At 60.7% G+C, this 18899-nt stretch carries 16 protein-coding genes and 2 tRNA genes; 14 read left to right on the forward strand and 4 right to left on the reverse strand.

Annotation, left to right across the window (positions count from 1 at the left end; genetic code table 11):
- Positions 1-2 precede the first annotated feature (2 nt).
- From dusB to BLT69_RS03650, 3 genes are read left to right on the forward strand one after another with little or no spacing between them, the layout of a single operon-like run.
- Positions 3-1268 carry a tRNA dihydrouridine synthase DusB gene (gene dusB, locus BLT69_RS03640; protein WP_074026151.1) on the forward strand — a complete coding sequence of 422 codons (1266 nt, stop codon included), beginning with the start codon at positions 3-5 and terminating at the stop codon, positions 1266-1268.
- Positions 1269-1272: 4 nt separating this feature from the next.
- Positions 1273-2016, forward strand: a complete 744-nt coding sequence (gene aroD, locus BLT69_RS03645) for a type I 3-dehydroquinate dehydratase (protein WP_157886340.1) — start codon at positions 1273-1275, stop codon at positions 2014-2016.
- Positions 1997-4741 (forward strand): glycoside hydrolase family 95 protein, encoded by a 2745-nt coding sequence (locus BLT69_RS03650; protein ID WP_092648436.1) that lies wholly within the window; start codon positions 1997-1999, stop codon positions 4739-4741. The genes aroD and BLT69_RS03650 overlap by 20 nt, the downstream gene beginning before the upstream one ends.
- A gap of 20 nt (positions 4742-4761) precedes the next feature.
- Here the strand turns inward: BLT69_RS03650 and BLT69_RS03655 are convergent, their stop codons facing one another.
- Positions 4762-5190 (reverse strand): TetR/AcrR family transcriptional regulator, encoded by a 429-nt coding sequence (locus BLT69_RS03655; RefSeq protein WP_092648437.1) that lies wholly within the window; start codon positions 5188-5190, stop codon positions 4762-4764.
- On the opposite strand from BLT69_RS03655, the gene BLT69_RS03660 reads away from it, so the two are divergent.
- Positions 5189-5803: a hypothetical protein gene (locus BLT69_RS03660; RefSeq protein ID WP_371935799.1), complete on the forward strand. Its 615-nt coding sequence runs from the start codon at positions 5189-5191 to the stop codon at positions 5801-5803. The two genes, BLT69_RS03655 and BLT69_RS03660, sit on opposite strands and share 2 nt — an antisense overlap.
- A 109-nt stretch (positions 5804-5912) precedes the next feature.
- Here BLT69_RS03660 and BLT69_RS03665 read toward each other — a convergent pair whose 3' ends face one another.
- Complete coding sequence (locus BLT69_RS03665; RefSeq protein ID WP_157886341.1) at positions 5913-7148, reverse strand: beta/alpha barrel domain-containing protein; 1236 nt, start codon at positions 7146-7148, stop codon at positions 5913-5915.
- Positions 7149-7238: 90 nt separating this feature from the next.
- Between BLT69_RS03665 and BLT69_RS03670 the strand changes: the two genes are divergently transcribed.
- The 5 genes from BLT69_RS03670 (at position 7239) to BLT69_RS03690 (ending at position 11803) form a co-directional block, all read left to right on the forward strand.
- Positions 7239-8522 (forward strand): deoxyguanosinetriphosphate triphosphohydrolase, encoded by a 1284-nt coding sequence (locus BLT69_RS03670; protein ID WP_092649081.1) that lies wholly within the window; start codon positions 7239-7241, stop codon positions 8520-8522.
- A 25-nt stretch (positions 8523-8547) separates the two neighbouring features.
- Positions 8548-10539: a DNA primase gene (gene dnaG / locus BLT69_RS03675; RefSeq protein WP_092648439.1), complete on the forward strand. Its 1992-nt coding sequence runs from the start codon at positions 8548-8550 to the stop codon at positions 10537-10539.
- An 8-nt stretch (positions 10540-10547) separates the two neighbouring features.
- Positions 10548-11030, forward strand: a complete 483-nt coding sequence (locus BLT69_RS03680; RefSeq protein ID WP_058236406.1) for an S-ribosylhomocysteine lyase — start codon at positions 10548-10550, stop codon at positions 11028-11030.
- A gap of 27 nt (positions 11031-11057) precedes the next feature.
- Complete coding sequence (locus BLT69_RS03685) at positions 11058-11561, forward strand: hypothetical protein (RefSeq protein ID WP_058236407.1); 504 nt, start codon at positions 11058-11060, stop codon at positions 11559-11561.
- A gap of 170 nt (positions 11562-11731) precedes the next feature.
- Positions 11732-11803 (forward strand) — tRNA-Asn (locus tag BLT69_RS03690).
- 113 nt (positions 11804-11916) lie between these two features.
- Here BLT69_RS03690 and BLT69_RS03695 read toward each other — a convergent pair.
- Positions 11917-12300: a hypothetical protein gene (locus BLT69_RS03695; protein WP_092648440.1), complete on the reverse strand. Its 384-nt coding sequence runs from the start codon at positions 12298-12300 to the stop codon at positions 11917-11919.
- Between the two features lie 148 nt (positions 12301-12448).
- Here BLT69_RS03695 and BLT69_RS03700 point away from each other — a divergent pair.
- A tRNA-Ile gene (locus BLT69_RS03700) sits at positions 12449-12522 on the forward strand.
- Positions 12523-12662: 140 nt separating this feature from the next.
- Here the strand turns inward: BLT69_RS03700 and BLT69_RS03705 are convergent.
- A complete protein-coding gene (locus BLT69_RS03705; RefSeq protein ID WP_092648441.1) occupies positions 12663-13793 on the reverse strand; it encodes a hypothetical protein in 1131 nt (376 codons plus the stop codon).
- A 69-nt stretch (positions 13794-13862) separates the two neighbouring features.
- On the opposite strand from BLT69_RS03705, the gene rimP reads away from it, so the two are divergent.
- From rimP to infB, 4 genes are all read left to right on the forward strand, one after another.
- Positions 13863-14366: a ribosome maturation factor RimP gene (rimP, locus tag BLT69_RS03710; protein ID WP_257525422.1), complete on the forward strand. Its 504-nt coding sequence runs from the start codon at positions 13863-13865 to the stop codon at positions 14364-14366.
- A 6-nt stretch (positions 14367-14372) separates the two neighbouring features.
- Positions 14373-15524: a transcription termination factor NusA gene (gene nusA / locus BLT69_RS03715; RefSeq protein ID WP_092648442.1), complete on the forward strand. Its 1152-nt coding sequence runs from the start codon at positions 14373-14375 to the stop codon at positions 15522-15524.
- 20 nt (positions 15525-15544) lie between these two features.
- Positions 15545-15859, forward strand: a complete 315-nt coding sequence (locus BLT69_RS03720) for a YlxR family protein (RefSeq protein WP_074026152.1) — start codon at positions 15545-15547, stop codon at positions 15857-15859.
- A 110-nt stretch (positions 15860-15969) separates the two neighbouring features.
- Positions 15970-18867, forward strand: a complete 2898-nt coding sequence (gene infB / locus BLT69_RS03725; RefSeq protein ID WP_257590399.1) for a translation initiation factor IF-2 — start codon at positions 15970-15972, stop codon at positions 18865-18867.
- Positions 18868-18899 lie beyond the last annotated feature (32 nt).

The raw sequence follows: 18899 nt of genomic DNA on the forward strand, positions 1-18899 counted from the left end.
CGATGACGTTACTTCCCGTTCAGTGTGCTCCCGCCTTCGCGCCTGTAGCTGTCGGCCCCATTCAATTGTGGTCACCGGTCATCCTGGCGCCGATGGCGGGAGTCACGAATGTGCCATTTCGGCGCCTGTGCCGCCGCTTCGGTGAGGAAGGCCTGCCCGAGCATTTGCGTCCAGCTCCTGACGGGCAGGCACATCCACGTCCCCGGATCGATGCGCCAGCGGGCCTGTATGTCACCGAAATGGTGACCTCGCGCGCTCTGGTTGAAGGCAACCAACGCACGTTGGATATGGTGCGCGTGGATCCTGAAGAACGGGTGCGCTCCATCCAGCTATATGGAGTCGATCCTGACGTGATGGCGGCTGCGACCCGACTGCTTGTCGAGCAGGATCTGGCCGATCATGTGGACCTGAATTTTGGTTGCCCGGTGCCGAAAGTCACGCGCAAGGGTGGGGGAGCTGCGCTTCCCTACAAGCGGGACCTGTTTGCCTCACTGGTCGGTGCTGTGGTTCGCGCGGCTGACGATGCCGGCCGCACTGTCGGCCGAGATATTCCCGTCACTATCAAGATGCGAATCGGCATCGATGACGGCCACGTGACCTACCTGGATGCCGCACGCATTGCGCAGCAGGCAGGCGTCGCCGGTATTGCTCTGCACGCACGCACACAGCACCAGTACTATTCGGGCGCCGCCCAGTGGCAGGCGATTGCGCGACTACGCGACGTCGTGCGTGAGGACATCCCCGTCTTCGGCAATGGAGACATTTTCAGCGGAGACGATGCCCGAGCCATGATGGACAGCACAGGATGTAATGCAGTGGTGATCGGTCGCGGCGCGCAGGGCCGCCCCTGGCTGTTCCGCGAACTCGTTGCAGCCTTGCACGGGCATCCGCTTCCACCACCGCCCACGCTCCGCCAGATCACACCCATCATTGAGCAGCATGCTCGCTGGCAGGTCGAAGAAATGGCCGACGAATATCGCGCGATGCGTCACCTGCGCGCTCACATCGGCTGGTACCTGCGCGGATTCGCGATCGGCGGGCCATCTCGCCAGGCTCTCAATCTGGTTTCCTCCCTGGAGGAGCTGCATGAGCGACTGATGGATCTTGACCTCGATCAGCCCTTCCCGTCGGCAGCGCAGGGCAGCAGAGGACGCGCAGGACACGAGAAGAAACCGCATCTTCCCGATGGGTGGCTCAACTCGCGCACACTAACTGACGATGAACGCCAGCACCTGCACCTGGCTGAAGATGATGCGTCAGGCGGGTGAGAACATGCAACGAGAAGTCCAGATCGGCCCCGTTTTCCTGGGGCCGGGGAATCCGACCAGAATTATCGCACCGCTGACCGGGAGCACATGGGACGCCCTCGTCGACGAGATCGACAACCTGCATGGCGAGCCGATTGATCTTGCCGAGTGGCGCGCAGATATGTGGCCAGATCCCGACGAGCTTGCCAGCGTGTGCAGCGCTGTTGTCCAACGGTGCACCATTCCCGTCCTCGCCACCATACGCACCATTGACGAGGGCGGCCGCAGCGCCCTGGATGAAAACGCATACGCTCACAGTGTCAGGAAACTGGCGGCGCTTGCGCCCTGTGTGGACGTGGAAGCCAGATGGCCGAGCAGCGCACAGATCGTGGACGATGCTCACAACGATGGCAGTACCGTCATTATTTCCGCACACAACTGGGAGCTGACACCGTCACCTGAAGAGATCACGCGCCAGCTTGAGCAGATGGCGGCACTGGATGGAGATATCGTCAAGGTCGCCTATCGCGCTCACTCACATGCTGATGCGGACGCGATTATGCAGGCTGGACGGTGGGCGATGTCGCACCTGGACGTGCCGACGATCTGTATCGGCATGGGCGAGGCTGGTGTGGCGACACGCCTGGCGGGGCCTGAGTTTGGACTGGCGGCCACATTTGCAACGGTCGGCGCGTCCAGTGCGCCTGGCCAGTTGCCGGCTCAACAGGTAGCACACACACTACGTGGACATGCGCACCGTGCGCACTGACATTGCGCACCGCGCACCGATCGAAGGAAGGCGCCTCATGGCGAGCGCTCAGCATACAACGTCACACCACCACGACCTGCGCCTGTGGTACAGGCAACCGGCGAGCCTGACCGAACTGATGTCCAGTGGAAAAGGGCCGCAAGCTGGCTCGCCCTCCATCGTGGACGCTGACTCTCGCATCTGGCAGGAAACAGTGATGCCGATCGGAAACGGTGACCTGGGCGGCGCGATATTTGGTGAGATCAGCCGCGATCGCATCGGTTTCAACGAGAAAACCCTGTGGACGGGCGGACCGGGAAGCACGCCGACCTATGACGGCGGCAACTCAGTCGAACACGGCAGAAACGGCCAGACGCTGCGCTCGGTGCAGCACCTATTCGAACAGGGACGCCGCGAAGAAGCAGCGCGCCTGGCGTCGAACACTCTCATAGGCGGCTTCAATGCCGCCGAACAAGGAGGCTACCAGGCGTGGGGAACCGTCTACCTCGACTACGGTTTCGCTGATGACCACTACTCGAATTATGAACGTGACCTGAATCTGTCGACCGGGATCGCGCACGTCGCATTCGATCATGACGGGACACACATCACCCGCGAATACTTTGCCTCCAACCCTGACAACGTTCTTGTCATGCATCTGACGTCCACCACCGCACAGACACTGGCCGTGTCGTTTCCAACGAAGCAGGACAGTCAGAAAAACGCTGAGCGCACCACCGTTGACGTGGCTGGAGGCCTCCTTGAAGTCAGCGGTGCACTGCATAACAACGGCCTGCGCTATGCCTCGGCAATTAAAGTGGCCAGCACTGACGGCGAGGTCAGCGACGGGGGAGACCACTTGAGTATTGCAGGGTGCACGCACGTGTCGCTGCTGGTGAGCGCGGCGACTGATTATGCGCTGACGTTTCCGGCATATCGAACTGGCGAGAGCCCGCGCGATGTGTCGAGACGTGTCAGGGCGGTGCTGGAAGAGGCTGCTGCACGCAGCATTGATGACCTGCGTGAACGCCACCAGCGTGACTACAGCGCGCTGTTTGACAGAGTGGAGCTGGACCTGGGCCAATGCGACGCGAAAAATGCGGGCCAATGTGACGGGGGCGAAGCGGATCAGTGCGCCCGGACCGTTCCGACTGACGTGCTACTCGACGCCTACCGCGCAGGAGATGCCTCGCCTGCGCAGCAACGCGAACTGGAAGTTGTGCTGTTTCAGTACGGACGCTACCTCGGCATCAGCTCCTCGCGGGAGAACTCACTGCTGCCAGCCAATTTGCAGGGCGTATGGGCGAACAGGTCTGACGATACCGTTGGGCCGAATGCATGGAACTCCGACTACCACCTCAACGTCAACATGCAGATGATCTACTGGGCGGCCTACAGTACGAACCTGGTCGAAACTGCCGATCCGATGATCCGCTTCATGAAGGCTCTGGTCGAACCGGGCAGACGCACGGCACGCATCTACCTGGGTACCGATGGCAGTGAAGGATCAGGTTTCAGCGCTCACACCGAGAACACTCCATTTGGCTGGACCACTCCGGGACGTGACTTTTTCTGGGGATGGTCGCCCGCCGTGGTTCCGTGGATGCTGCACAACGTCTACGAATGGTACGAGTTCACCGGGGACACGGAGCGCCTGCGAGAAGACATCTACCCGCTGCTCAAAGAACAGGCAGACCTGTACGTGCAGCGCCTGCTGCACCCGTCCACCGACTCGACGGGCACACGCCGCCTAGTCTCATCGCCTGCCTACTCGCCCGAACATGGGCCGGTCACTGACGGCAACGTGTACGAGCAGACCCTGATCTGGCAAATGCTGACTGACGCCATCGAAGCGGCAGAGGTGCTGCAGGTGGATGCCGATCGGCTGACGATGGATGAGAGCTGCTCCATCGACGATTGGGAGCGGGACTGGGAAAATGGCGGCGCGTTCACCTCGGACGCTTCACGTTCATGGGCGTGCGCCAGGCAGCTGCTCGACCCCATCGTCATTGGCGACTCAGGCCAGATCAAGGAATGGTACGACGAGGGCGCCCTCGGGCATCATACGGATGGCTCCGCGATCGCGGACTATCAGTGCTACCACCGCCACATGTCGCATGTGCTGGGCCTCTATCCTGGCGACCTGATCACTGTTGATCATGCAGAATTCCTCGACGCGGCAAAGGTGTCGATGAATGATCGATCTGACCGCGCGACCGGGTGGGGAATTGCTCAGCGACTGAATTCGTGGGCCCGCGCCGGTGATGGGGAGCGTGCGCACCGCATCATCCAGTCTTTTTTTGCCAACGGGATCTACCCCAACCTGTTCGATACACACCCGCCGTTCCAGATCGACGGGAACTTCGGCTACACCGCAGGTGTCAGCGAAATGCTGCTGCAGTCCAATTCGACCTGGGTGAGTCAGGATGGACGCGAGTACCGCAACTATATGTATCCAGCGCCCGCGTTGCCGCGCGTGTGGAGAAACGGTCGAGTCAGTGGGCTGCGCGCTCGCGGCAACTTCACGGTTGGCTATGAATGGGCCGATGGCGCCGTCACTTTGATGACGATTACCTCCGGAAGCGGCGGGCACGCAGTGGTACGTCTGTCGGGAGCCTCGAACGCGACCGTGACAAGCGCTGACGGCGCGTGCGTGAGATCGACGCTGCTGGACGCCACGCACCTCGCATTCGATACGCGTCCTGGCGAAACCTACACCATCACTCACCTGACCAAGGAAGCGTGAGCGTGTGGGCGCGAGGAGACCTACCGGCTCCGTGGCGAGCGAACCAGTTCGACAACCGTATCCAGGCGGCGCTGCGCGATGGGAGCGAACTCGTCGATAAGTGCCTGCTCTGACATGGATGCGAGAGGTTCGAGCTGGACAATGTAGCGCATCGTGGCCACACCGTACAGCGTGGACATGACGCACTCAATCTCCCGCGCAATCGCTGTGCGCGTGGCGGGTGACAGGGGAGGAGCGTCAGTTCCGCACACGTGCTGATGAATAAAGTCAGTAATGTCGGGGATGATGCTGGAGTGTACGTAGGAGCGGAAACGCTGCTTGGAGTCGAAATAATAGTTCACCATTGCCGGATCGCAGTTGGCGCGAGCCGCGATATGACGGGTTGTGATGCCGTCGTATCCATTCGCAATGAATTCTTCTTCTGCGATGCGTCTGATGATTTCGCGCATGTCGCCGCGCTTGCCATGCGCGACATCGCGCAAACCCCTGGTGGGACTGGTCGGGGAAATCCTGGTGAAGTTCCATCCCGAGGCAAACAACCACGCGGTGCGCGTTATTGAAGAGGAAGGGTGTGAGGCGGAACTGCCCACACTGATGCAGTTCTTCCACAACGCGATGGCATCAGCATCGTGGAACGCTCACAACCTGGGGATAGTTGACATGATTGAACATGGCTGCCCGAACATCATCTGTGCACAGTCTTTCGGCTGCCTGCCCAACCACATCATTGGTAAGGGAATGTTCCGCGCGCTGCGCAATCGCTACCCGCAGGCCAATGTGGTGTCAGTGGACTACGATCCGGGTGCCTCACAGGTCAACCAGCTCAACCGCATCAAGCTGATGATCTCAACGGCGATGGAACAGCATCGGCGCGAGAGCGCGGATGGCGTGCTGGATTTCCGCACAGTCGACATTGTGTGGGATGAGGAAGACAAGGGATTTGAGCCACGCCGACCGGCATGCGGAAGTTGCGCGATGGCCTCACTGGCCGCCCAGTCCGAATTCGCCGTCGATCGCGGCGATCGTCCCTCCCTGCCGATTGTGGCGGTGACCAGCAATTAGCGCGTTGGTCGGGCTGCTCCGCAGAACAGGCCGACCCAGGATCGAGATCGGCGCGATGTTGCCAATGCCCGGGCGCTGATGGTTCTCTGATTGAGCAGGCCCGTGTGGCTTACGAATAGCTGGAGACGGGAGGGGCCTGAACCAAGGCTGCTTCAAACCAGGCGCACTGGTCAGGGCCGACAACAGTGGGCTGATTCGGCTCACCACCGGAGCGCCCCGTTGAATCAAGCAGCAGCGCATGTTCGGGCGGAACCTCAACAGGAGTATCAGAAGCGTTGACCACCACCATGACGCCGGCGCACAGGTGCACACCCACACCCTCATGCGCCCAGGCCAGGTGGTTCACGTATGCCAAGGATCCTGACCCCATGGAGCGCTCAACACGGATCCTCAGGGCACGTGAGACCATTTCGCGCTCGCGGCGCGCATCCTCACTCGGCTCCCACTCCACGTGAGCCCCGTCGTGAGCATCAAAATTGCGGCGACCGGCCAGCCTGTCGAACGGTGTGTAGGCCGCGCCCGGAAGTGACAGCGCCACCAGTGCCATCGCGTTTCGTCTCCACTGATCGGCGCCTTCTTCCCACGAACCGGGTACCGGGCTCACCGGTCGGTTATCGGTCGGGCAATGCGACCACTGCCAGGCAGAAACGTGTCCGAGGTTCGAACGCTTCGACAACGTGCGCTCAATGCGTGCGCGCAGCTGGTTAATGTCCCACGGGCATGTCACCAAAGCGTCGTCACGCAGATGGTGGAACCAGTCTTCTTCGAGGTGACGGCTTAATGCATGTGGGGTGGTAATCGAGCTTTCTGCAGCCAGAATCGGCATGCGATCAAAATCGGCCAGCTCTGCCTGCAGAATGTGGATCAGTTGCGTGAAGCGCTGCGCCTGATCGTCACCTGACTGGTCATCCTCGCGAATGATTCCCAGGTCAATCCCGTCGGCACCGGCTTTCAGAGCCGCCCTCGTGCGCACGACCAGTGAGGACACGTCCTGTTCGAAGTTGACAAACGCTCCCTCGCTGCTGCCCGGCACGCGCGCGCCGGACAGTCGGACGATGACCTTGACGCCGGTGCGGTGAACACGCTCGATAAATGATGCCAGGCGCGACCCATCCACCGCGATGTCGGCATGTGCGGGCCGGACGGCAACAGCCGTGAAGCCGACGCGCGCAAAATCGAAGGAGAGTTTTTCGATAACTTCCAAATCCTCATCGGTCACACCGCCGCCGATATCGCAGATCACGGCGCGTCTCCACCAGGGGAAATGTCCCCGTTGGACGCGGTGAACCAGTCGCGTAGTCACGCTTGAATCGGATGCGACGTGAAAAGTCGACGTGTCAGACATAATGCTATTGTGGCCCATTCGCGTGCCGAAGGCACATATTGTCCAGGGAAGAGCATGTACGGGCGTTAGGCTGGAGCCGTGAACCAGCGCATGAACCACGCCCAGGTGCCCCATCGGATCGTCTACTCGGCAGGTGACCGTGAACGATTCGTCGCAGAATCACCCAAGAATCCTGAACGCACCGATTTCGAACGTGACCGCGCGCGAATTGTCCATTCATCAGCGCTGAGACGCTTGGGCGCCAAGACTCAGGTGCTGGGACCCATCAGCGATGACTTCGTGCGCACGCGCCTGACGCACTCACTGGAAGTGGCACAGGTGGGTCGCGAGCTTGGTAAAGAACTTGGCGCAGATCCAGACGTTGTGGAGGCAGCGTGCCTGTCTCACGATTTGGGCCACCCGCCGTTCGGTCACAACGGCGAACGCGTGCTCAACGACCTGGCGCAAGATGCCGGAGGCTTTGAGGGAAACGCTCAGACACTGCGCATTGTGGTGCGCCTCGAACCCAAAGTTGTCGCCCCGGACGGGGCACCCTCGGGACTGAATTTGACGAGGGCGACGCTGGACGCCATCGCGAAGTATCCGTGGAAGCGCGGCCAGGGCCCCGACCCTGACAAGTCGATGAAGAAGTTTGGCGTCTATGAAGACGACGCTGAGGTGTTCACCTGGATGCGTGGCGATGTGCCCGCCGGGAGGCGCTGCCTCGAAGCACAGATCATGGACCTGTCTGATGACATCGGATACTGCGTGCACGACGTGGAAGACGCGATCGCCACGCACGCGATGGATGTCAGCCACGTGGGTGACGACGAGCATGTGGCCGGAATCATCGACTCCACTTTGCAGTGGTACGGCGGGGGAGCGAGCGCCGATGAGCTGGAAGCGGCGATGGAGCGCCTGCTAACGCTTCCGGTGTGGCTGCACCGTTTCGATGGCACGTATGCGGACCTTGCGGCCTTGAAAAATCTGACCAGCCAGTTGATCGGCAGGTTTTGTCAAAGCGTTGTTGCGGCCACGCGCGAAGTGGCCGGTGATGGCCCACTGGGACGGCACCATGCGGACCTGGTGATTCCTCGGGACGTGCGGGCGGAGATTCAGCTGCTCAAGGGGATCGCTGTGCACTACGTGATGTCTCCGCGAGAAACCGAACCGGTCTACCTGCATCAGCGCACGATTCTTGCCGACCTGGTTGACGCGTTGCTCGAATCGCGCGGGCAGCACCTCGAAGAGCCGTTTGCGACTGCATGGCAACATGCCGACGGTGATGCCGAGCGGCTGCGTGTCGTCATCGATCAGGTGGCGACATTGACGGATATTTCAGCCTCACAGTGGCACGCCCGCCTGTGCGGACTGCTATCGACCCAGTGGACGTGAGGGCGCGGAACAGTACACTGAAGCCATGGCTGGCATGATCCGTCGAGAAGACATAGCGGCGGTGCGTGAAGCCTGCCGGATCGAAGAGGTGGTAGGCGAACACGTCACCTTGAAGAGTGCGGGCGTGGGTGCGTTGAAAGGACTGTGCCCCTTCCACGACGAGAAGACCCCGTCATTCCACGTGCGCCCCGTGGTCGGCCTGTGGCACTGCTTCGGATGTGGTGAAGGCGGAGACGTCATCAGCTTCATCCAGAAGATCAACCATATGAGCTTCGTTGAAGCCGTCGAGATGCTCGCCCAGCGTTACTCGATCACGCTGCACTATGAAGAAGGCGGCCGGCGGGTACGCGAGGAAGAACCGGGGAAGCGTCAGCGCCTCCTGGATGCCCACAATGTGGCAGAGGATTTCTACCGCGAACAGCTCCTGTCCCACGAGGCAAAGCCGGGCCGCACTTTCCTGGCCAACCGCGGTTTTTCGCAGTCCGACAGTGCGCAGTTCGGGATCGGGTATTCGCCGCAATCGTGGGATTCGCTCACACGTGTGCTGCGCTCGCGTGGATTCACGGATGCGGAAATTCTGGCAGCCGGACTTGCCAGTCAGGGTAACCGCGGCATCTACGATCGTTTTCGAGGGCGCCTGATGTGGCCAATCCGCGACATTACTGGCGCGACCGTCGGATTCGGTGCGAGGCGCCTGGACGATTCTGACACGAATTCTCCGAAGTATCTGAATACCCCCGAGACACCGATTTACCACAAGTCACAGGTTCTTTATGGCCTTGACCTGGCCAAGCGCGAAATTTCCAAGCGTCGACGCATCGTCATTGTGGAAGGCTACACCGATGTGATGGCCGCGCATGTGGCTGGTGAAGTCACTGCGGTGGCCACATGCGGCACGGCGTTCGGCTCCGAGCACGTCAAGATCGTGCGGCGTCTGCTTGGTGACAGTGCTGATCCTGCGGCCGGAGTGGTGCTCTCATCGGGACGTGCTCACGGTGGAGAAATCATTTTCACTTTTGATGGTGATGAGGCCGGTCGCAAGGCGGCGCTTCGTGCTTTTGGTGAGGATCAGAACTTTGCCGCCCAGACTTTCGTCGCCGTGGAGACATCTGGCCTGGATCCGTGTGACTTGCGGCTTCGCAGCGGTGATCAGGCGGTATTAAATCTGGTCAATTCGCGCACACCGCTGTTTGAGTTTGTTATCCGCTCGTTGCTGCACCTGCAGGATTTGAACACTGCTGAAGGTCGCGTTGCCGCGTTGCACGCTGCCTCTCCCGTGGTGGCCGGGATCAAGGACAGGGCGTTGCGTAACGAGTACACGCGTTCACTGGCAGGCTGGCTCGGCATGGATATGCGAGATGTGGCCAAGTCGGTGCGCACCGCGCCGCGGATGGCGTCCAATCAGGGTGGTCGTTATGCGCAGGCGCGCAGCTACACGTCGCCCTCGGCAATGGACATGGCGGGCGCGGGCGTGCCTGGACGAGTGCCGGCAGCAGTGATGGACGATCCGGTGGCGAACCTGGAGCGCCAGGCCCTTGAGGTGTTGATTCAACGCCCAGTCGACGTGGTGGATTCCGGTTTTGAGGAACTGGGCGGGGAAGCGTTCACGGTGCCTGCTCACAGGGCAGTTCACGACGCTGTGCGCGCTATCGGCGGGCTGCAGACCTTTACTGACATGCTGACCCGAGCAGAAGACTCGATGGGCAGGGGGGACGCGGCGGAAGCTGCTGCGACGAAGAAATTTGCCGAAGCGATTCGTGAAAGCGCCGGGCCGGTTGTCGATGCGGTTGTCACGCAGCTGGCTGTCGCACCCTTGCCGCAGGACCGTCCCGACCAAATGCGTTCGTTTTCGCGCGGCATTATTGCTGCGATGGTGCGGATGGATCTGACGCGTCGAAGTGCCGAGCTGCATGCGAAACTGCAGCGTATGAACTCTGATGATGAGCGCTATGCTGAGACCTTCACAGAGTTGATGAAATGTGAAGAGCGGCGGCGAGCGTTCGCTGAGCAGAATTAGGAGAAGAAATGGCGGAAGTGGAAAGTTTCCAGCTCGATCATACGGCTGTGCGCGCGCCTTACGTGCGGCTCATCAATCGTGAGAGCGGGCCTGCCGGTGACGTGATCTCGAATTTCGATCTTCGTTTTGTCCAGCCCAACGCGAACGCCATCCCCACCGGGGGGTTGCATACGATTGAGCACCTCTTGGCGTCACTCCTGCGTGACCGCATGGACGGAATCATTGACTGCTCACCGTTCGGTTGCCGTACCGGGTTCCATCTGATTACGTGGGGAGAACCGGCAGTGGAGGACATTGCGCGCGTAGTGACCGATTCTCTTCGCGCCATTGCCGAAGACGTCGCGTGGGACGATGTGCCGGGTACGGATGAAAAGTCGTGTGGCAACTACCGTGATCATTCGCTGTTCAGCGCTCGCGAGTGGGCTCGCTCCATCATCGATGCCGGCTTGAGCGTTGATCCTTACGAGCGCCAGCTTCTGGACGCGAACTAGATCACCGTTGCGGATATCCTCATTGCTATGACACCTTCGAAACCTTCTCACAGCCAGCTTCCCTCCACGGTTGCGCAGCATCTGCCCGCCTATGATGCGAGTGCTCCATGCGAGCGCCTCGAGGACGGGCGAGTAGTCATCGCCGGCAAGTACGCATTTTTCGTCGCCAGTGACGAGGGTGTCCACCTCGCTGCCATGTGGTACGAAGTTCAGCATGCGCGCTGGAACGCTGAGAAGCGGACGTTGAGCGTCACGTGGGTCGATCCCGACCGCGAACCGTTCACGGGCGTCACGATCAGTGAGGACCCAGAGCGTTTTATGGCGCTTATGAGTGAAGCTGTGTCGCAGTCGATCGTGACTCAACGTTCGGTGACGGTTGATTCGGGTGCGACAGTGACTGCTGCAATCCGTCGAACTGCTGATGGGCAGTTGTTCTCCACACTCGTGTCGGATGGGCCGCTAACCGGTGAGGAAGCGCATCAGGCGGACGCGCTTGAACGGGATGTGCGCGAAGGTGTCGGCCTCGACTAGCGAGACCGAGCAGCGGCCTCACATGAGCGTGCGAATGTGAGCCTGAGCCACTCACCCTGGCCGTTGGCGCGTGAGCAGTGCTGTACTGGCACGTGCAACAAAGTGAGGGATACACCACCTCTTTCAAGTTGCCCCTTTTGGTCATCAGTCGCTAGACTTCAATGCGTTGATCCCGCGTAGCTCAACGGCAGAGCATCCGACTGTTAATCGGACGGTTACTGGTTCGAATCCAGTCGCGGGAGCTTTTTATTGCCCTGACTTGGGCCAATCGGCGTGCTCCAATTGGCCGAACAGTGGCCCCTCGCCTTACTCTCGCGTAGACCACGTGCCCGAACGCTCCCCGGACAATCATTGCTTAAATGTTCGTGAGGCGATCTCCCAGCGTCAGCCTACTTTCGGTCAGGCATTCCTCGATGATGTCGTGAAGACTAGCAAACTCCGATGTGTCGAGATCATTCAGGTCCTCACCGGTTTCGCGGATCACTTTCATCAGTTGGCCATATGCCAGGCAGCTTGCGAACGTGAACTCTCGTAGTGCGTCTCGCAGCGCGATCGCTGCAAGTGTCTGTTCGACCTGGTCGTCAGCAGCCTTATGGCGCAGCATGCTCGCCAGCCACCCGGCTAAGGTTTGGTACAGCATCCACAATGTGGCCTCATCTTCGTCGGCGTTCTCACGGAACGCGCCGAGGGCATCGTAGAGCTTGACAGCTAGTGCGTGAACGTCAGTGAACTGGTTCATGAGTAGACTCCTCTGAATGATTGGGGTAAGGCAGCGACTGGTCCGTTTTGCGTTCCTGTCATCGTGGTGCACAGTATGACCCACACCACTGGCATTTGCGTTCAGGCGCGATTCGCTTTCGAAGCCTTAAAGCGGTTAGGCTAGATCTGCCCTGATAGCTCAGTCGGTTAGAGCAGCGGACTCATAATCCGTTTGTCCCGGGTTCGAGCCCCGGTCGGGGCACCGCAGAATCACAACGACAAGCGCCTGCCCCGACGGTGATGGGATACGCATACTAGGCCCCCAACTGGACGCCGCGCATGACAGGCGAAAAATGCGCGGGCAGGTATCACGCACACCGCAATACGTGAGGGACAGAAACGTTACTGCTTTAAGGCTGCATCGAGGGCGTCTGACATGTCAGCACTGCCCGATGCGGCTCCTGCCACAATGTCAGCGGCCAGGCTGCGCACCCCCAGAGCGCGCACATCCGCATCGGCGGAATCAACCAGAGTCAGATCCGTTGCCAGCATCAACGCATCCAGTGACTGAGGTGACGACTCTTCCAGATGGCACCGGAACTCGCGCGTATCGTCCACGCCAGCGTTGAGGACAACTCGCGTGCGTTCCAACAATCGATCCACCGTGGCAGATGCGTCAGCGATCCCCTCGCCCTCCACCTGGAGGGCAGGAAGAGTCTGACCGACACAGTCCCATACGCGCACCGCATTGGACACGTCAGCATCTTCAGTGAAGTCGCGTTGATCGCTGTGCATGCCCTGGTCAGCGGGTGCCAGGTGCGCAAAGAGGACGGTGCCTGTGTCGACAGGCGCAACCTCCTGGGCATCCAAAATTCCCTGAGCCGCGCGCATCACGCCATCACGAGCAGACCCGCCCGCAGAATCCCCGAAAGTCCGAGCCGCAATCCGTTTCGCCAGTACCAGCACACTTGATGCGCCCTCACCGTAATCAACGCCCACAACCGCACCGAGCGTGGTCGCATCCGCCAGGCGCGCCGCCGCGACCCTGGAAAGTATGCGCGCATCGGCATCACTGAGCAGGGCAGGATCAGCGACGGATGACAAGTCGCGTACAGCACAGGCCGCCATCCAGGCGACGAATGCATCCGCTGCAACGGGAGCCTCAGCGATCGGATCGGGCAAGTCAGCGCCCTCAGGGGCACCATCAGGCCACGGATCCCATACGCCTCCCAGTGACTCGACTCGCTGCGCGGCACGGTCGGCCACATCGCGCCACGCCTTCTGGCACGGCTCACACTGTCCGGCCAGATCAGCGAGCTCGTTGGCGCGAGCGGCAATTGCCCAATCCGCGCGAACAGCACGATCGCGCACCAGCTGGGGCGCTGTCAGCTCAGGCAGTGAGCCCTGCGCCGATTCCAGGTGAACCCCGCAGCCCGTGAGTGTCACGGCGATGGCAGCTATCGCGGCGCTTGCGCACGTCGCCCTCGCCAAATGGTAAAACGAGTGGCGGTGCAGGCTGGAGGAAAACTTCACGGTGTCATCATCGCATGCGCATGTGGCTAAACTAGTGAATATTGGCGTGTCGTTCGGAAGGAAGAAACTGTGGCACAACCCGCTCAGCCAGTAGATCAGGATCTGATCAGGCGCATACTGGAGCCCGTCGTCGCCACGTGCGGACTCATCATCGATCAGATCGAGGTCGTCGGCCCCCAGGCGCGTCCGATTGTGCGCATCAGCGTGGATTACGGTGAGGACACGTCTGCAGACTCCTACGAGTCAGTTGACTCCGACACACTCGCGCAGGTCTCACGAGCCATTTCCTTGGCGATGGATGAGGCCGACCCGATTGACAGTGAATACATTCTGGAAGTGTCCACACCGGGAGCCGAGCGTGAACTCACGCAGCCGCGGCACTGGCGCAGACAGATCGGACGGCTCATCCGCGTCAAGCTTCGCGACGGGACCACCGTTGAGGGGCGACTGTCCGAAGTGGCTGATCAGCAGGTCATTCTGGTGGTCGATGGTGAGCCGGTTACCATTGAATACGACACGATCAAGAAGGCGCGTCCGCGCGTCGAGCTTGGCACGGGTAAGTCAGACAAGTGAGGGATCATGGAAATTGACATGACAGCGCTCCGAATGGTGGAGCAGGAAAAAGGTGTAGATCTCAATACTCTTGTGGACGCGATCGAAGAGGCGCTGCTCAAGGCGTATCACAACATCCCGGGCGCTATCCGCAAAGCTCGCATTGAGATCGACAAGCGTTCAGGGCGGGTCACCGTCATGGCGACCGAGGAAGACGACGACGGCAACCCGATCGGTGAATTCGATGACACTCCCTCCAACTTTGGGCGCATCGCACAGGCAACTGCGCGCTCGGTGATCATGCAGCGGCTGCGAGACGCCGACGATCAGAAAGTTCTGGGCGACTTCGCATCCAAGACCGGGCAGATCGTCACCGGCCTTGTCCAGCAGGCACGTGAACGCCACCTGACGCTGGTGAAACTATCGGACGACTTCGAGGCCGTGCTGCCGGATTCAGAAAAGGTTCCGGGCGAGGAATACCACCACAATGAGCGGATCCGCGCCTACGTCGTGTCGGTTGAACGCACCGAGCGTGGCGCGCGAATCGTCCTGTCACGAACCCACCCCGGCTTGGTGCTCGGCCTGTTCGAACGCGAGGTTCCTGAGATCCAGCAGGGTCTGGTGGAGATCAAGGCCGTTGCGCGCGAAGCGGGCCACCGCACGAAGATCGCCGTTGCAGCAACACGTGAAGGTGTCAACGCCAAGGGAGCATGCATTGGGCCGATGGGGTCGCGTGTGCGCTCGGTGATGACTGAGCTGGGTGGTGAAAAGATCGACATCGTTGACTGGTCGGCAGATCCTGCTCGTTTCGTGTCCAACGCGCTGTCTCCGGCGCGCGTGAGCCGAGTGGTCGTGCATTCGGTTGAAAATCACACCGCCACCGCCGTTGTGCCTGACTTCCAGCTCTCACTGGCAATCGGCAAAGAGGGACAAAACGCTCGACTGGCTGCGCGTCTGACAGGTTTCCACATTGATATTCACTCCGACACGGATGCGGACGGAAAGATGGAGGCGTCACGCTCATCGATGCCTGACATGCCCTATGGAGGTGACGAGGCTGCTAGCGTGTCAGATGTTAGCGGCACCGACGCATTCGACATCACTGCCGAGGACGAGGACGAGGACGACGTGACCAGTCGCTCACATACAGATTCCAATACGGACGCCGACCTCAGTTAGACTGGTTGGGCTGGACTAGTATGTGTGCGGTGGAGACGCATGACCATTCAGGCCCGATTCGCACATGTATTGGCTGCCGGCAGCGAGGCGCCCCCTCGAGCATGGTTCGAATGGTGGCGACTCACGACGGATCCGCACAGGTGGATCCAAAAGGCATCCTGCCAGGTCGTGGTGCGTGGATTCACGCACATGCGACATGCATGGAGAAGGCCCGCCGACGGCGAGCCCTCGAACATGCATTACGCCTGCCTCACACCGTGGGGGAGGACCAGTGGGATCACCTGATCGACACGATCACATTGTCAGCAACGCACCGTGCGTTGGACATCGAGTAATGGAAGCGGGTTGGAAGCTGATGGGCACCCGATGAGTACCCAGCGATGAGCTGCCAGCAAGAACGATAAGTCCCGTCTCCAGTTCGGAGACGGATCCGGACAGGAGAATTGTGGCAAAGTTGCGTGTACACGAGCTCGCCAAAGAGCTCGGCATTGCCAGCAAAGAACTCTTGGCGTACCTGCGCGATAGCGGAGAGTTCGTCAAGGCATCAAGCTCGGCTCTGGAACCGCCAGTGGTTCGAGCCGTGCGTGAACACTACGCCTCCCTTGCGCCTCAGGACACAGAAGAATCCGAGAAGGCGAAGGCACCCAAGAAAACAAGGAAAACGGCTGCGAAGACAACTACTGCGTCTCGTAAGTCGACCAGGAAGTCGTCCACTGCGTCCACACCTGCCGACCTGGCACAGCCAGAAAGCAGTGCGGCCAGTGATGATGCGCCGACCGGAAAGTCAGAAAAGAAACCGGCCAAGGCGCGAGCACCGAAGCCAGGACCGGTAGCGCACGCAGCTGACAAGAAGGCAGCTGCAGCGGCGAAACCGGGACCTCGCGATACTCAGGAATCAGGCGATGCTCACGCATCGGCACCGGTGTCGTCGGGAGAATCTGGTCCCAAGCCCGGCCCCCAATCCGCCAAGAAAGCATCGGCTTCAGATTCCAAGGCTCATGGCCGCCAGTCGGCACCGCGCCCAGGACCTCGTCCCGGCCCGCGCCCTGCTGGGCCACGCCCAGGCAACAATCCCTTCGCATCCACGCAAGGTATGCCTCGACCTGGTGGAACACGCGGTGGCCAGCGCACCAACAGGCCCGGTGGCCGCGGCACACAAGGTGGCGCTGCGCACACGAACCGCTCCGGCGGTGGCGAGCACCGCGCTGAACGCCCGAACCGTTCACGCGGCGGCAACCATCCAAACCCGATGATGATGCCCGATCAGGCACGGTTCGCCAAGCCTGACCGCCCGTCACGTGGCGGACGTGGACGTTCCAACAATTCACGTCACAACAGCCCAGGAGTCGGCGCACACGCAGGTGCATTTGCGCCCCCGAGCGGTGGCCGTCCCCGTGGCGGTCGCGGTGGTCGCGGCTCCACACCGGGCGCATTCGGCCGTGGAAGCGGCTCGCGTCGCGGACGCAAGTCCAAGCGTGAAAGGCGGCAGGAATACGAAGAGCAGAGTGCACCGACAATCGGCGGCGTGAAGATTCCTCGCGGAAATGGCCAGGAGATTCGCATCCGTCAGGGCGCATCCCTGGCTGATCTTGCCGAAAAGATCGACGTCAATCCGGCAGCATTGGTGACTGTTCTGTTCCACCTCGGTGAAATGGCAACGGCCACGCAGTCACTGGATCAGGACACCTTTGAAACACTGGGCGACGAACTGGGCTACAACGTCAAGGTCGTTTCCCCAGAAGACGAGGATCGCGAACTGCTTGAGTCCTTCGATATCGACCTTGAGGCCGAAGAACTTGATGATGAAGAGCACCTCAAGCCGCGCCCACCGGTCGTCACCGTCATGGGTCACGTCGACCACGGTAAGACGAAGCTGCTGGACGCCATCCGGCACACCGACGTCGTCGACACCGAACACGGTGGCATCACCCAGCACATCGGCGCCTACCAGGTCACGGTGGATATGGAGGGCAAGGACCGCCCCATCACATTCATCGACACGCCTGGTCACGAAGCCTTCACCGCTATGCGTGCCCGTGGCGCCAAGGTGACGGACATTGCGATCCTGGTGGTCGCAGCCGATGACGGCGTCATGCCGCAGACCGTTGAAGCGATCAACCATGCGCAGGCAGCGGACGTGCCGATCGTTGTGGCCGTCAACAAGGTGGATAAGGAAGATGCCAATCCGGATAAGATCCGCTCCCAGCTCACCGAATACAACCTTGTGGCTGAAGAATATGGCGGCGACGTCATGTTCGTGGACGTGTCCGCCAAGCAGCGCACCGGCATCAGTGACCTGCTCGAAGCAGTCCTCCTGACAGCGGATGCCGCACTTGACCTGGAGGCAAACCCTGACACCGAGGCGCGAGGCGTCGCCATTGAAGCGAACCTTGACCGTGGTCGTGGTGCGGTTGCCACCATGCTGGTCCAGCGTGGAACGCTGCGCGTGGGAGACGCCCTCGTTGTGGGATCCGCCTCCGGACGCGTGCGCGCCATGTTCGACGAGTATGGCAAGGATGTGCAGGAAGCCGGTCCGTCACGACCGGTGCAGGTGATCGGCCTGACATCAGTTCCACGGGCAGGCGACTCCTTCCTTGTGGCATCCGATGACCGCACCGCCCGCCAGATCGCTGACAAGCGAGAAGCTGCCGAGCGCGCAGCACTGCTGGCCAAGCGTCGCAAGCGCGTCACCCTCGAAGACTTCGATAAGGTTCTCAAGGAAGGTGAAGTTGACACCCTCAACCTTGTCATCAAGGGTGACGTGTCCGGTGCCGTTGAGGCTCTGGAAGATTCCTTGCTGCGTATCGACGTGGGCGACGAAGTTGCCCTGCGGATCATCCACCGCGGCGTCGGAGCCATTACGCAAAACGATGTCAACCTGGCCACCGTCGATAACGCGGTCATCATCGGCTTTAACGTGCGTCCGGCTGAGCGCGTGGCTGAAATGGCCGACGCGGAAGGCGTGGAGATCAAGTACTACTCGGTCATCTACGCAGCCATCGACGATATCGAAGCGGCCCTGAAGGGCATGCTCAAGCCGATTTATGAAGAGGTCGCGCTGGGCACGGCTGAGATCCGCCAGGTCTTCCGCTCCGGCAAGTTCGGTAACATCGCAGGCTCCATTGTCCGTGACGGCATCATTCGCCGCGGCTCGAAGGCCCGCCTGGTTCGCGACGGTGTCGTGGTTGCTCCCGATTTGGAGATCGCGTCGCTGCGCCGCGAAAAGGACGATGTCACCGAGGTTCGCGAAGGCTACGAATGCGGTATCACCCTGGGCTTCAAGGACATTGCCGAGGGCGACATCATCGAAACGTGGGAAATGAAGGAAAAGGCTCGCGACTAGTTCGCACTGTGTTTCCTGTCCCATTGACGAGG

This window comes from Schaalia radingae, assembly GCF_900106055.1.
GTDB lineage: Bacteria > Actinomycetota > Actinomycetes > Actinomycetales > Actinomycetaceae > Pauljensenia > Pauljensenia radingae_A.